General features: G+C 33.4%; 15 protein-coding genes. 14 read left to right on the top strand and 1 reads right to left on the bottom strand.

What is annotated here, in order from left to right:
- Positions 1-210: hypothetical protein (locus BM097_RS16515; protein WP_443197884.1), on the bottom strand; the 210-nt coding region annotated here is incomplete at its 3' end.
- 367 nt (positions 211-577) lie between these two features.
- On the opposite strand from BM097_RS16515, the gene BM097_RS16385 reads away from it, so the two are divergent.
- The 14 genes from BM097_RS16385 to aepY all read left to right on the top strand — a co-directional run bounded on the left by BM097_RS16385 (position 578) and on the right by aepY (position 14,079).
- Positions 578-748, top strand: coding sequence for a hypothetical protein (locus BM097_RS16385; RefSeq protein WP_177197443.1), 171 nt, complete (start codon positions 578-580; stop codon positions 746-748).
- Positions 749-916: 168 nt separating this feature from the next.
- Positions 917-1,690 (top strand): type IV toxin-antitoxin system AbiEi family antitoxin domain-containing protein, encoded by a 774-nt coding sequence (locus tag BM097_RS10795; protein ID WP_090549316.1) that lies wholly within the window; start codon positions 917-919, stop codon positions 1,688-1,690.
- Positions 1,677-2,615 carry a nucleotidyl transferase AbiEii/AbiGii toxin family protein gene (locus tag BM097_RS10790; RefSeq protein WP_090549313.1) on the top strand — a complete coding sequence of 313 codons (939 nt, stop codon included), beginning with the start codon at positions 1,677-1,679 and terminating at the stop codon, positions 2,613-2,615. Before BM097_RS10795 ends, BM097_RS10790 begins: the two co-directional genes overlap by 14 nt.
- Positions 2,616-2,627: 12 nt before the next feature.
- Positions 2,628-2,960, top strand: a complete 333-nt coding sequence (locus BM097_RS10785) for a nucleotidyltransferase domain-containing protein (RefSeq protein WP_090549310.1) — start codon at positions 2,628-2,630, stop codon at positions 2,958-2,960.
- Between the two features lie 308 nt (positions 2,961-3,268).
- A complete protein-coding gene (locus tag BM097_RS10780; RefSeq protein WP_090549308.1) occupies positions 3,269-3,691 on the top strand; it encodes an FAD synthase family protein in 423 nt (140 codons plus the stop codon).
- A gap of 3 nt (positions 3,692-3,694) precedes the next feature.
- Positions 3,695-4,735 (top strand): asparagine synthase-related protein, encoded by a 1,041-nt coding sequence (locus BM097_RS10775; protein ID WP_090549305.1) that lies wholly within the window; start codon positions 3,695-3,697, stop codon positions 4,733-4,735.
- Positions 4,736-4,739: 4 nt separating this feature from the next.
- Positions 4,740-5,987, top strand: coding sequence for a CDP-glycerol glycerophosphotransferase family protein (locus tag BM097_RS10770; RefSeq protein WP_090549329.1), 1,248 nt, complete (start codon positions 4,740-4,742; stop codon positions 5,985-5,987).
- Complete coding sequence (locus BM097_RS10765; RefSeq protein WP_090549302.1) at positions 5,977-6,789, top strand: ParB N-terminal domain-containing protein; 813 nt, start codon at positions 5,977-5,979, stop codon at positions 6,787-6,789. Before BM097_RS10770 ends, BM097_RS10765 begins: the two co-directional genes overlap by 11 nt.
- Positions 6,790-6,954: 165 nt before the next feature.
- Positions 6,955-8,043 (top strand): glycosyltransferase family 32 protein, encoded by a 1,089-nt coding sequence (locus BM097_RS10760; protein WP_090549299.1) that lies wholly within the window; start codon positions 6,955-6,957, stop codon positions 8,041-8,043.
- Positions 8,044-8,047: 4 nt separating this feature from the next.
- The gene (locus BM097_RS10755) at positions 8,048-9,799 is read left to right on the top strand and encodes a hypothetical protein (protein WP_090549296.1); all 1,752 of its coding nucleotides are present in this window, start codon (positions 8,048-8,050) and stop codon (positions 9,797-9,799) included.
- Between the two features lie 3 nt (positions 9,800-9,802).
- Complete coding sequence (locus tag BM097_RS10750) at positions 9,803-10,921, top strand: 2-aminoethylphosphonate aminotransferase (protein ID WP_090549292.1); 1,119 nt, start codon at positions 9,803-9,805, stop codon at positions 10,919-10,921.
- Positions 10,914-11,630, top strand: coding sequence for a sugar phosphate nucleotidyltransferase (locus BM097_RS10745; RefSeq protein WP_090549289.1), 717 nt, complete (start codon positions 10,914-10,916; stop codon positions 11,628-11,630). Before BM097_RS10750 ends, BM097_RS10745 begins: the two co-directional genes overlap by 8 nt.
- Before the next feature lie 20 nt (positions 11,631-11,650).
- On the top strand, positions 11,651-12,946 hold the full coding sequence (gene aepX / locus BM097_RS10740) for a phosphoenolpyruvate mutase (protein ID WP_090549286.1): 1,296 nt from the start codon (positions 11,651-11,653) through the stop codon (positions 12,944-12,946).
- Positions 12,947-12,957: 11 nt separating this feature from the next.
- Positions 12,958-14,079 carry a phosphonopyruvate decarboxylase gene (aepY, locus tag BM097_RS10735; RefSeq protein ID WP_090549283.1) on the top strand — a complete coding sequence of 374 codons (1,122 nt, stop codon included), beginning with the start codon at positions 12,958-12,960 and terminating at the stop codon, positions 14,077-14,079.
- Positions 14,080-14,081: the final 2 nt, after the last annotated feature.

Raw genomic sequence — 14,081 nt, 5'->3', positions numbered from 1 at the left:
AAGAACTAGCGAAAAATTATCCTGTAAAATTGGATGATTGATTGTTCTATTTTTCACTCCACGCGAATGCATCTTATAGCCACAAGAGGGGCAGAAGTGTGCTGAAGGAACAGTTTCAATCGTAAGTGTTTTTGTGTTACCTTGAATTGAAATATCGCTGATTATTACTTCGTTATCTTCAAGGTCTAGTAATTGTGTGATACTATTCAATGTGTATCCTCCCTTCATATGATTTGCTCAAAAATATGATATTTAAAGAGGATAACAAGGACAATAAAGTCCTAAAAAAGCCAGGCTATTCAGTAACCAAACTGAACATCCTGGCTTATATTTTTATGTAAATGGAGCTAGCCCCTCAAACCAAACCCTCAAACCAGCCCCTCAAAAGTGCCCCTCAAACCGTACCCTCAAACTAGACCCTCAAAAAGACTGCCCCTCAGATAGTTTGATTACCCGGAAAAGGATAGAAAGATGAAAATGGCTTCGTGGCTGATGCTGCGAAGCTATTTGTGTCTTATGCTATAATCGAAGTTAAGTTGGAAAAGCTATTAAAATGTATGTTAAAGAGGTTGGAAAAGTGACGTTACTAAATTGTTCAAACCGAGAAATGGGTGAAGCTGAAAAATCAAATGATAGTAATGCAATATTTGAACATAAGTCATTTGGCGAAAGACTTAAAGAGTATGACGGTGAAATAGAGGTATATGAATATGACTGGGGAGAACCGGTGGGAAGGGAAATGGTTTGAATTACAGTTTAATAGGTTAAGTAGGATAAGAAAAAGTTTAAAAATAGCGCAATATAATGCATATATGCGTTATATTGCACTAAATATAAACTTGAAATAGTAGGAATAAATGTTTAAAATATAAGTAAGATAATTCATATATGAATGATTTTAAGAGGATTATAAACTATGAGTATATATATGCAATTGCTTAATAAGCCAGTATTTACAGTAAATGATGTAAATATATACTATGATAATGTAAATAGTGCTAGATCTGCAATTTACCGTCTTGTCAAAGCAAATATGGTAAAGAAAATAAGGAATAATTTATATACATGTGTAATTGGGGCGAATGGAGAGGTTAATGCTAATCGATTTCAGATTGCATGTGGAATAAACGATACTGCATATATATCTCATCATACAGCTATGGAATATTATGGTATTACAGATCAAGTTTATTACGATGTCTACGTTTCATCTAAAACAGCATTTAATAATTTCGAATTTGATGGTTATATTTATCATTACGTGAAGCCTACTATTGATAAAGGGGTAGAAAAAATACCATATTCAGGAGGAATATCTGTAACAGATAAGGAACGTACTGTACTTGATAGCTTAAAAGATATGGATAAAATTTCAGGAGCTGAAGAAGTGCTTTCAAATATCGAGGATGTAGGGAAATTAAATGAAGGTAAACTTATAGAGTATTTAGCTGAGTATGATAATCAGTTTTTATATCAAAAAGTAGGTTTTGTAATGACTAATTATCATGGTATAGGAAAAAGCTTAATGATGAGAGCATTTAAAGAAAAATTACAAGAACAAATGGGCAATAGCAAACGCTATTTTTCAAATGAAAAAGGTCCATCTACATACAATAAAGAATGGCAGTTAGTAGTGCCAGATAGATTACTAGAACTGAAAAATGGAGGAATAATTGATGCCGATATATGATAAGCGCGCTTTAGAGTATGAGGCTAGAAAATATGGATTTAGAAGAGATACATTTGAAAAGGTTGTTCGATTAAAAGATATATTAAACTACATAAACAACACAGATTTCTTGAATAATCATCTTGTATTAAAAGGTGGAACCGCTATTAATCTTACGGTATTTGATTTACCAAGGTTATCAGTTGATATTGATATGGATTATATGCCTAATGATACGAAAGAAGAAATGTCGAAAATTCGTGAGGTAATTAAGAATAATTTACTTTCATATATGGAAAGCGAAGGCTATGTATTATCTTTAGATTCAAGATATATGCATAGTTTAGATGGATTTCACTTTCAGTATACGAATGCTGGTGGAAATAAAGATACCATAAAAATAGAAATTAACTATTCCTTAAGGGCACATATATTAGAGACAGTAAGTGCAAAAATAATGCCAAGAATTTTTGATGATGAAATTCAAGTACAAACTCTTAATCCAATAGAATTGTTTGCAGCTAAGGCAAACGCGTTACTTAACAGAGCAGCACCAAGAGATTTGTATGATTTTGGAAATATGATTGATGCAGGGATACTAGAAGATAACAGGGAGTTATTTAGAAAGTGTATTATTTTTTATTCCAGTATTTCCGCGATAGAATTGAATAAAGAATTTAACACATCTCAAATAGATACAATTGATTTTAACAAGGTTAAGAGAGAACTGTTTCCAGTAATCGAAGTGAAAGCTAATTTTGATTTGGATGGGTTAAAGAGGGAAGCAAAAGAATATATTGCAGGGCTTATGATTCTAACAGAAAATGAAAAGATGTACTTAGATGAATTTGAAAGGAAGAATTATAGGCCAGAATTATTGTTTGATGACTCTAGAATAATTGAAAGTATACAAAAGCATCCGATGGCTTTGTGGAAGTGTAGATAAAGCTAGAAGAGGATGGAAGTAAATGTAATACTAGCAAACTACATAGAGGTAATAAAGCAGATATATGGTTCAAATCTCGAGAAGATTATTCTTTTTGGTTCATATGCTAGAGGGGATAATAAAACTGGATCTGATTTTGATATTATGATTTTTGTAAATATCAGCGATGTTGAAGCTAAAGAGTTTCAAAAGAAGTTGTTTGACGAGACGTATGATTTTAACATGGATAATGATGTTGAAATTAATCCAATGACGCATAGTAAAGAACTGTTTTATAAGTGGGTAGACAATTATCCATTCTTTAATAATATTGAAAAAGAGGGAGTAGTATTGTATGCAGCATAATGAGGATGTTGGGACATTCACGGATTTATGTAAATATAGGTCGGATGTTGCGCATAAAGATATTTTGTGACAATTCTGTGTCTCCATGCAAATTGATTGAACAAAAGCCTCGTATTCACTATAATTAAACCATAGAAAAACTTAGATGTGGGAGTGTCTGCATTTAGCTTTTCTGCTAGGGGTTTAATTGCATGAATGGTGGGGAGTATAGGAATAGTAGGAGTTTTATAGGGCTTCGCACCTGAGGGTGCGGAGCCCTTTGTAAATGTGTGAATAGATTGTACGGTGCAAGCGATAGGTAAAATGGCATGTATAAAATTGGGTATACACAGGGCGTTTTTGATATGTTCCATGTGGGACATTTGAATTTAATAAACAACGCTAAGGCTCAATGCGAAAAGCTTATTGTTGGGGTTAATTCTGATGAGCTTGTGCAGCAGTACAAGCATAAGACAACAGTAATTAACGAGAATGACCGAGCTGAGATAGTCAGAAACCTGCGTGCGGTGGACGATGTAATAATTGTAGATACCTTGGATAAGGTGGAAATCTATAAAACGCATAGATTTGATGCAGTGTTCATAGGCGACGACTGGAAAGGCAATGAACGCTGGAAACAAACAGAGGAAGATTTGGCAAAGCTGGGTGTTGATGTAGTGTATTTGCCACATACACCTAGCGTTTCATCGACGGGATTGAGGGTTGAGATACCGAAAGCATGTGAGGAGTAGGGGATGATGGAAGATAAAAAGTACTGCATGGAATCATATTTAACAGTGAGATATGTATATGATGAAAACAAATGCTTTAAGGAAGGAATTATTCCAAGAAAGCATCCCGATGTTCCACTGGAGAAAAAGGTTCCTTGTAAAACAGCAGAAGATATAGATGAAGGTATTAGAAATCAGCTGGAAAAGATAGATTTATCAAAGGCGGGAATGCTGCTTAGTGGTGGTATGGATTCAGCTATTCTTGCTTCATATATGCCTAAAGGAGCTAAGTGCTATACAGCAAGATGTATTGGAGAAAATGCTGTTGATGAAACTGAACAGGCAAAGAAATACTGTGATATATACGAGCTGGAACATGTGATTGTAGATGTTACATGGGATGATTATGTAAACGAAATGGATGAACTAATGCTTCATGATGGTTCGCCTATTATTCCAAACGAACCACAGGCATATAAGGCTGCATTAAGAGCAAAAGCAGATGGATGCAATCTGATAGTTTATGGGGATTGTGCCGATACTGAATTTGGTGGAATGGATAGATTGCTTTCTAAGGATTGGAAGTATGATGAATGGATTAATAGATTTACTTTTTTAGATGCATCTAAAGTTTTAAAAGATGGCAGTATAGCAATGGATACTTATGAAAAATATAGAAAAACCAATGGGGATATTGATTTCATAGGTTATATTCAGGGACCTTATGCTGTATCAGCTGCTGGAGCATTAACAAATGCATTCGAGTGTGCGGGATTAGATTATATTGATCCATTTGAGCATTTAAAGATGGCGGAGCCGTTAGATTTAAAGCGAGTTAGAAATGGAGAAAGCAAATATTTAATCCGCCAGCTTTTTAAAATGAGATACCCAATGCTTGAGATACCAGAAAAAAAGCCGATGTCGAGACCAGCAGAGGCCTGGATGAAAAACTGGGGAGGACCTAAACGTAAAGAGTTTAAAGAAGACTGCGTAACTGGATTAACAGGAGAACAAAGATTATTACTGTATAGCTTAGAAAGATTCTTGGATTTAATAGATGCATAGAGATATGGGAAAAAAAAGCACTGAAGAAAAGTATATAAAGAAAAGAAAAATTAAAGCTTTTTTTTATAGTTTTCCATTTTATATTTGTCGAGTATTTCCTATTCAAAAGAACAAGATTGTGCTTTGGACTCTGGAAGGAAATGGAGGCTATAGTTGTAATCCTAGATACATAGCCGAGGAAATACTTAAAAGAAATGCAAAAGGTGAAACTGATTATGATTTAGTGTGGATTACAAAGAAACCTAGCCTTAGTTTTCCAGATGGTATAAAGGTAGTTAAGGATACTATTTGGAATAGAGCATTTCAAATGACGACAGCTAGAGTGTGGATAGGGAATACAAGAACTTTTTTAGGAACGAGAAAAAGAAAAGGGACAACCTATATCCAGACCTGGCATGGCTCAATTAGCTTAAAACCTATTGGAAAATGTAGAGGAAATAAACTATCAGAAATAGCTTATTTGGTGAGCAAAACAGATTCAGATTTAATAGATATAGCAATTTCTGGAAGCAAATGGTGTACAAATATGTGGCCCAAAGGCTTGATATATGATGGCGATATTAAAGAGATTGGCACACCTCGCTTTGATATATTAATAAATAGTGTTAAGGAAAAACACCAATTAATTAGAGAACGATATGAGGTTCCAAATAATGCAAAGATAGCTATATACGCGCCAACATTTAGAGGTGGTAGCCAGGCGCTAAATAGAAGTGTAAATGAGAAAAAAGTTTCTTTGGATTTTGATAGAGTTATTGATGCATTCGAGAAAAGATTTGGCGGAGAGTGGTATCTGTTTCTTCGGTTACATCCGCAACTTGCAGACTCAGTTAAAAAGATGAATATCGCAAATACGAATTCAAAGATTATAGATGTGACGCAAGCTGATGATATGAATGAGCTTATGGCTGCTACAGATGCAATAATAACGGATTATTCTACAGTGATTTTCGAAGGGTTTTTAACGGGTCAGCCAGGATTTATATATGCTGATGATTTAGAAGAGTACGTTGACGATAGAGGAAATCTTATGTTTTCACTAGATGAGATACCTTTTTCGTATGCTAAATCTACAGATGAATTGGTTGAAAATATTCTATCCTTTGATGATTTGAAGTATAGAGAAGAGTCTACGAATTTTCGCTATCGATGTGGAATAGTTGCTGATGGAAAAGCTTCCAAAAGGGTTGTGGATATAATTGGCAATATTACTAGCAGACAGATAATTTATGGAGATATAAATGGAATTTGAAGAATTTATCAATATTCTTAAGAATAACAAATTCATAATCTATGGTGCAGGATATGTTGCTGAAAAATTTTATAAAGGTATAAAAATACGAAGTTTAGAAGATAATTTAGAATGCTTTGTGACAACGGAGGGAGATACCAAGAGTATAGATAATTATCCAATAAAATCAATAGATAATATAAAAATTAGTGATTATGTCGTATGTCTTGCAGTACACGAATCATTGAAAGAAGAAATTAATAAAGTGTTACTTAAAGAAAGATGTGATAAATGTATTTGGATATATCCATTTCTTTATGAATTTATGTTAGGAACACCTATAAAAAAAAATATTAAGATTCCAGTAAAGCAAATTTATCTAGCAAATAAAGATAATCTTTTAATTGCAACAAGATATGTAGTATTGGAACAATTTTATGGCCTGAGAAATGATGGTGATGATATCTATATGGCATGTATGGAATTGTATTGCTCTCATGAAACAGCAAAAAAGAGACTAATCAATTTTAAGGATTTGATTCGTAGTATAGAGACTAGAGGCTTTTTGAATAATTATCCAATATCTATATTAGATAATTATAAACACATTGATGGTGTTCACAGACTAAGCATGGCAATATACAAAAAAGTTTCCTTAGTTAATGTTAATATTTACCCCAGCACTATGAGACAAGAAGAGATTCATGGTTTAGGAGGATTAATACATGAAAGTGAGTTGGAAAACAAAATCAGCAGACAAAACCTTTTAACACTGTTGCAGGTAAATGCGAAAATTGAGAGCTCTTTTGAAGAAATATTTTAGAAGGAAAGATGATATGGAGATTATTATTAGTGTAAAAAACGTCATAATTAAAGCATTTCAAAATACAAGGAAAAGGCATTTATAGATGATTGTAAAAAATGAGGATTGGATTAAAGTAGTAAAGTTGTGCATGACTGCAAAATGGTTAGTTGAAGGATTAAATCTATGGTTACTTTAAAAAACATGGGTCCAGTTGCTTTCAAAAATTATATAAAGGATAAGGAAATAGTAATATTTGGAGCAGGTAGAGCTTTAGATAGTTGTTTGGATATATATTTTGAAAATGAGAATGTGCTTTTTGTTGTGGACAATAATGATGGTTTATGGAACACAGAGCATGAGTTTAACGGGAAAATATATATGATTTACTCGTTAAACAATTTGATAAAAGCATATAAGACAAATAAGAACCTAATTTGTTACATTGATTCTCCTTTTTATGCAAACGAAGTAGTAGAGCAGCTTGATGCTATACCAGAGCTTGACGAATTAGAGTGTTATCTTTCAATAATAATGAGAAATACATTTGAGGAAATAAAGCCATGGGAATTCACGAAGGGACCTCAACTTATTCCAAAGAAAATTCATTATATTTGGGTTGGAGGAAAAGAATTACCGGGTGAATTTAAAAAAAATATAGAGTCTTGGAGAAAGTATAATCCTGATTATGAAATTATACGATGGGACGAAAGTAATTATGATTTTTGTAAAGATGAATATACTAAATTAGCATTTACTAGTAGAGCGTGGGGTTTTGTACCTAATCTTGCAAGATTAGATATCATTAACAAATATGGTGGAATATATTTGGATACGGATGTGGAGGCTATAGCAAATTTTGATATTTTACTAAAAGATAAATCTTTTTTTAATATGGGCTCTGGAGAGATGGTAAGCAGAGGTTGCGGATTTGGTTCTATAAGTAATGCGGATATTATTCAAGAGATGATAGATTATATATGTGTATCTATTAGGGATACCGGTGGAGAATTTAAAAAAACGCAGGACCATACCTTTTCTCATCCTGTATTAAAAAAATATGGATTTGAGATTATAAATCAATATCAAAAGAAAGACGAGATTGTATTGTATCCGCGAGAAGTAATGTCACCTTTAACAATAGAAGGTATGCCTAATATGATTACTGAGAAAACAGTTTCACTCCATAAAGAGGTAGGAAGCTGGAAATTAGTAGAGGAAAAGAAAAACACGTCATTTATGAGAACACTAATGAATAGAGTTGAAAAGAAATAGAAGTATGACAAATTTTAATTTACGAAAAGAGTTAATAAAAAAATATGATGAGTTATTTGAAAAATATAGCCTAAATAGGCCGCTAGATTCAAAAAAAATAGCATTGAACGTTAAAGATATTTTGGAGCATTTTTTGAAAGACAAAAAAAAACCTGCATTATACGCGAATGGTGGTCATACCAGGATGCTAATGGCTGACTTTATGTTTGAAATGAAAAATGTAAAGATTATTATCGATAACTATAATCAGGAAAACGAGTCAGGTTTCAAACAAATTTCAGACGATCAGATTAGTGAATTCGATATAGATGGAATAATCATTTCTTCTTATAAATTTAGAAAAGAAATAAAGGAGAAATTAACCAAAATATGTCCAGACATACCAGCACTTGATATTTATGATGAAATCAATGCTAGAGGAATTAAACTTAATGCAGATTATTATTATGGAACACATCCTCATCAGTTGTACAGAACCATTAATAAACTTAATAAAAATTTAGAATCGGAAGAAAAATTATTTGAATTGGTTTCATTATACATTCAAATCAAGGATTTTCGTTTGGCGGCAGAGAGTGTAGAAAGATTATTGTCACTTTTTCCTAATGAGACATATAAGTTGTTGTTGGGTGATATAAAAGAGATTCGAGAACAATTATTAGAGGGATATAAAAAAATTGGTAGCAAAAATGTTCTTTTGATGTGTCTAGATGGGATGAGACGTAGTGACGTGACAGAGGACAATATGCCTAGGTTAATGGCAGTAATAAATCAGAAGGGCTATAGATATACTAATGCATATTCATTTTCAACATCAACATTTGAGAGTTTAGTTCCCGTATATAGTGAGAATTATGATTTAAGTACGAATTATTATAATCACGGCGTAGTGGATGCTAGTGATTGTAGATTTATTAAAGAGGCATTGAAGCAAGGTAGAGACATTCACTTATATACGGATATGGACAAGCACATTGAGGGTGAAGGGATTAATCATTGCGGGGCATTTCAGACTATAACAGAGAAGTTATGGGAATTTGTAATGGATGCGCTTGAAACAGATAATGGTTTGTTTATTTTACATGAATTATATGAAACACATTATTCATTCTCTAATCCATACACGTCTGGAGATGTGGTGTTTGAGGGGACAGCAATGCTGTTCGATTTTTTGCCAGCTAAAGGGGGTAAATTGAGAGCTGATTATATTAGACAGCATAACGATTCTTTAAGATATGTTGATGGAATAATGGCCGAATTTATAGAACTCAGCAGATTTAAGATTTTTTTGTATGCTGATCATGGAAATCTTCTCCTTCCTAAGAATGCAACACTTAAGGATGTTTCGGAGATTCAGTTGTCATGTTCTGCAGAATGGACAGAGATACCATTTGTATTAATAGGAGAGTATATACCTAATGGAGAATGTGATGATATAGTATCTCTTTCTGAAATGAATAATGTTGTAATTGCGCTTGAAAAAGATGAAGTACCAATAATACCTAAAAAAAAATATGTTAAGTGCGCTCGCACTCAAATATATAACCCTGATTTTAGATTTCTGTATAGAGAGATGGGGCATGAAGAGAATCTTATGGCTTTTGAGGCTTTTGTGTTTGAAGATGGCAAGAAGCTTATTGTATTTAGTAATGGCCTAAAGAAATTGTATGTAAATGAACATCAAATATTTGATGACAATGAAATAAATCGTATATACGATATTGTTAGAGACCAGATTACTGTTTTGGGGGCTTAGTAAATGAAAAGAAATGTATTGTTAAATCCAGGTCCTGCAACAACAACAGATAGTGTAAAGATGGCACAGGTGGTTCCTGACATATGTCCTAGGGAAAAAGAATTTACAAAACTTATGCAGGAAATTAGAAGGGACTTAGTAAAAATAGTACACGGAGATGGGAAGTATACTGCTGTATTATTCTGTGGCTCTGGCACTATAAATATTGATGTCTGTCTTAATTCACTTATTCCTGAAGGGAAGAGGGCTCTTATCGTAAACAATGGTTCGTATAGTAGTAGAGCTGTAGAAGTATGCGAATATTATGGATTAGATTTTTTGGAATTAAAGCTACCTATTTATGAACCTGCAGATATTGAGTTGGTGGAAAAACAATTAAAAGAACATGAAGATATTTCGCTAGTATATACTACTCACAATGAGACGGGAACTGGGTTACTTAATCCGATAAGAGATATAGGGGAAGTTGCTCATAGATATGGGGCAATATTTGTAGTTGATACTACATCGACATATGCTATGCGACCTATTGATGTGATAAAAGATAATATAGATTTTTGTATGGCATCTGCTCAAAAAGGTCTTATGTCTATGACAGGACTCTCGTTTATAGTGGGGCGAAAGTCAATAATAGAAGCTTCTAAGGATTATCCTAGACGATCATACTACTGCAATCTATTTCTACAGTATGATTTTTTTGAGCGCACCGGAGAAATGCATTTTACACCACCTGTACAGACAGCATATGCGACTAAGCAAGCTATAAAGGAATACTGGGAGGAAGGTGAAGAGGCTAAATGGGAACGGCACAAAGGTGTTTTTGATGAGATTTGTAAGGGGTTAGAAGAGATGGGATATAAACAAGTCATTAAACCAGAGTATCGTGCCGGATTAGTGGCTACAGCTATTTATCCCGATGATAATAACTTTAATTTTGAAGAAATACATGATTATTGTTATGAACGGGGCTTTACTATATATCCAGGTAAGATTATGAGCTCGAAAACATTCAGATTGTGCTCTTTAGGTGCCATTACAGTTAATGATATACGTGATTTTTTTAAAGTATTTAAGGAGGCTCACAGAAAGATAGGAGTTGAGGTGCCTGTACACTATGAATAATACAAAAGATATTGCCGTTATATTGGCAGCAGGATTGGGGAAAAGGATGTATCCTATAACTAAAAATGTACCTAAGCCTATGGTTATAGTTAATGGGAAAGCACTTGTGGAGACAATAATAGATGGGCTAAATAATAGAGGTATAGATAGGATATATGTTGTAGTAGGATACTTAGGAGAACAATTCAAAATTCTAGAAGAGAAATATCCCAACCTTACTCTTATATATAATGATTTATATAAAGAGTGTAACAATATATCTTCTTTGTATAAAGTAACAGATGTAATACGCAATAGTAATTGTTTGATTTGCGAAGGAGATTTATATATTTCAGATGCTCAAGTGTTTAACAAACAATTAGATAATTCAGGCTATTTTGGGACATTGGTAGAAGGATATTCCGATGATTGGATATTTGAAACAGATGATAATCTTAAAATTACTAGAGTAAGAAAAGGTGGAACAGATTGTTACAACATGATAGGTCTATCATTTTTTAATAAAAATGATACTAAAATATTGGCGGATAAGATAAATGAAGCCTTTCAGAATAACGTAAATAGAAATCTTTTTTGGGATGAGGTAGTGGATGCTAATCTTGATACATTTGATTTGAAAGTATATCCAATAAAAGAAGGAGTTGTTACAGAAATCGATACAGTACAGGAATTGGTTCAGCTAGATAAAAGTTATTTAAAATATTTATGAATGAAATGAAGGGGTGGAGAATGAAGAAAATATACACCTGCTTTGTTACAGATGTGATTCATGAGGGGCATCTTAACATTATCAATGAAGCAGTTAAATATGGTGAGCTTACGATAGGTGTTTTAGCTGATGAAGAAGCAATTAAATTTGATAGATTTCCAATTTTGAATCAAGAAAAAAGAGTAGAGTTAGTTAAAAACATCGATGGGGTGTTTGATGTCATTAAACAGAATAATCTTATGTATGATGATGTGATTGATGAATTACATCCGGATTATGTCATTCATGGAGATAATTGGTGTCAAGGACCAATGAAGGCTATACGAGACCATGTAGAAAAGAGATTGAATGAGTATGGTGGTAAAATTATTGATGTTCCATATACATATAATGATAATGTAAGAAGAATTGATGCACGAATCAAGGAAAAGCTTGGCATGCCAGAATATAGGCGAAAAAGATTAAAGAATCTCATTAGACTGTGTCCTATAGTTAAAACTATCGAAGTTCATAGTGGTATTACAGGACTAATTGCAGAAAAAACTGTAGTAGAGAAAGACGGAGAAATTAATCAGTTTGACGCTATGTGGATTAGTTCATTATGTGATTCTACAGCAAAAGGTAAGCCTGATATAGAAGTTGTGGATCTTACTTCTAGATTCAGAACTATTGATGATGTACTTGAGGTTACAACTAAGCCTATTATTTTTGATGGAGATACAGGTGGACAAACTGCTCATTTCGTATATGCGGTAAGAACTCTAGAACGCATGGGAGTATCTGCGATTATTATTGAGGATAAGATAGGACTTAAGCGAAATTCTTTATTTGGAGTAGAAGCTAAGCAGGAGCAAGATGATATAGAACATTTTTGCAGTAAGATTAAGGCTGGAAAAAAAGTTCAGCTTACGGATGACTTTATGATTATTGCTCGTATTGAGAGCTTGGTTCTTGAAAAAGGATTAACGGATGCCTTAGTGAGAGCTCATGCATATGTAGATGCAGGTGCTGATGGAATAATGATACATAGCAGAAAGAAAGAGCCTAACGAAGTATTAGAGTTTTGCGACAAGTTTAGAGAGGTCAATAAAGAGACGCCTATAGTTGTAGTACCTACTTCATATAATACAATTACTGAAAATGAATTGGTTGAGCATGGAGTAAACATGGTTATTTACGCTAATCAACTTACCCGAAGTGCATTTCCAGCCATGGTGCAGACGGCAAAAGATATTTTAAAATATCATAGGGCAAAAGAAGTAGATGACAGGCTTATGTCAATTAAAGATATAATTACTTTAATAGATGAAATCTAGGGAGCAAATGGATGGATGCGAAGCATTTTTTAGATGTGTTAAAAACAGAATTCTATGTAGGTGTACCTGACTCACAGTTGAAAGGTCTATGCAATTACCTAATATCTGAATATGGTGTTGGAAACGATAAACACATAATTGCGGCTAATGAAGGAAATTGTGTGGGTATTGCAGCAGGGTATTATCTGGCAACGGGAAAAGTACCTCTTGTTTATATGCAAAATAGTGGGGAGGGAAATGCAGTCAATCCTATAGTTTCACTTTTAAATGAAAAGGTGTATGGAATACCAGTAATATTTGCTATAGGGTGGAGAGGAGAGCCAGGTGTTAAGGATGAACCACAGCATGCTTTTCAAGGTGAAATTACACTTAGTTTATTAGATAATATGAATGTATCGTATTTTATAGTGGATGAAAATACATCAGTAGAAGCAATTTCTCAAGCTATGGAGTCATTTGAACCATTGTTAAAAGATGGACAGCAAGTAGCATTTGTATTTAAAAAGAATAGTTTAACCACTGATAGAAAAGTGGAATATAAAAATAATAATAATCTATTAAGAGAAGATGCTATTAGAGAAATAGTAAAGTCAATAGGAGATGATGTAATAGTTTGTACCACAGGAAAAGCTAGTCGAGAACTATTTGAAATCAGGGACCAGTTGAATCAAAAACACGAAAGTGATTTTCTTACTGTAGGTTCGATGGGGCATGCTTCTTCAATTGCTCTTGGTATAGCTGTTACAAGAAAAGATAAAAGAGTATGGTGTATTGATGGAGATGGTGCTTTTTTGATGCATGCGGGTGCTATGTTTACAAATGCTAAAATAAAGCCTAAAAACCTAGTTCATGTAATTATTAATAACGAAGCACATGAATCAGTAGGAGGTATGCCTACAGCAGCTAATGTAGAAGAATTCTCACAGATAGCATTATCATGTGGCTATGAAAAAGTATTTCAGGTTTCTAAGATAGATGATTTAAGAGAAAAACTTGAAATAATTAAGAATACCAGTGGGCTGTGTTGTTTGGAAATAAAATGTAAAATAGCCGCGAGAGATGATTTGGGGAGACCTACGATTAGTCCTGAGGAGAATATGAAACAATTTATGGCTAATCTTAAGGGGATTTAGGG

The sequence above is a fragment of the Pseudobutyrivibrio sp. OR37 genome, assembly GCF_900113655.1.
Classification (GTDB): domain Bacteria; phylum Bacillota; class Clostridia; order Lachnospirales; family Lachnospiraceae; genus Pseudobutyrivibrio.
The sequence above is the reverse complement of the archived record's forward strand: the minus strand, read 5'-3'. Positions and strand labels throughout refer to the sequence as shown.

What these genes read in the sequence shown, in the direction of transcription:
- BM097_RS10770 (WP_090549329.1), top strand. Translation starts at nt 4,740, where the DNA reads ATGGGAAAAAAAAGCACTGAAGAAAAGTATATAAAGAAAAGAAAAATT.
- BM097_RS10765 (WP_090549302.1), top strand. Translation starts at nt 5,977, where the DNA reads ATGGAATTTGAAGAATTTATCAATATTCTTAAGAATAACAAATTCATA.
- BM097_RS10745 (WP_090549289.1), top strand. Translation starts at nt 10,914, where the DNA reads ATGAATAATACAAAAGATATTGCCGTTATATTGGCAGCAGGATTGGGG.
- BM097_RS10760 (WP_090549299.1), top strand. Translation starts at nt 6,955, where the DNA reads ATGGTTACTTTAAAAAACATGGGTCCAGTTGCTTTCAAAAATTATATA.
- BM097_RS10785 (WP_090549310.1), top strand. Translation starts at nt 2,628, where the DNA reads ATGGAAGTAAATGTAATACTAGCAAACTACATAGAGGTAATAAAGCAG.
- BM097_RS10775 (WP_090549305.1), top strand. Translation starts at nt 3,695, where the DNA reads ATGATGGAAGATAAAAAGTACTGCATGGAATCATATTTAACAGTGAGA.
- BM097_RS10790 (WP_090549313.1), top strand. Translation starts at nt 1,677, where the DNA reads ATGCCGATATATGATAAGCGCGCTTTAGAGTATGAGGCTAGAAAATAT.
- BM097_RS10780 (WP_090549308.1), top strand. Translation starts at nt 3,269, where the DNA reads ATGTATAAAATTGGGTATACACAGGGCGTTTTTGATATGTTCCATGTG.
- BM097_RS10750 (WP_090549292.1), top strand. Translation starts at nt 9,803, where the DNA reads ATGAAAAGAAATGTATTGTTAAATCCAGGTCCTGCAACAACAACAGAT.
- aepY (WP_090549283.1), top strand. Translation starts at nt 12,958, where the DNA reads ATGGATGCGAAGCATTTTTTAGATGTGTTAAAAACAGAATTCTATGTA.
- BM097_RS10795 (WP_090549316.1), top strand. Translation starts at nt 917, where the DNA reads ATGAGTATATATATGCAATTGCTTAATAAGCCAGTATTTACAGTAAAT.
- aepX (WP_090549286.1), top strand. Translation starts at nt 11,651, where the DNA reads ATGAAGAAAATATACACCTGCTTTGTTACAGATGTGATTCATGAGGGG.
- BM097_RS10755 (WP_090549296.1), top strand. Translation starts at nt 8,048, where the DNA reads ATGACAAATTTTAATTTACGAAAAGAGTTAATAAAAAAATATGATGAG.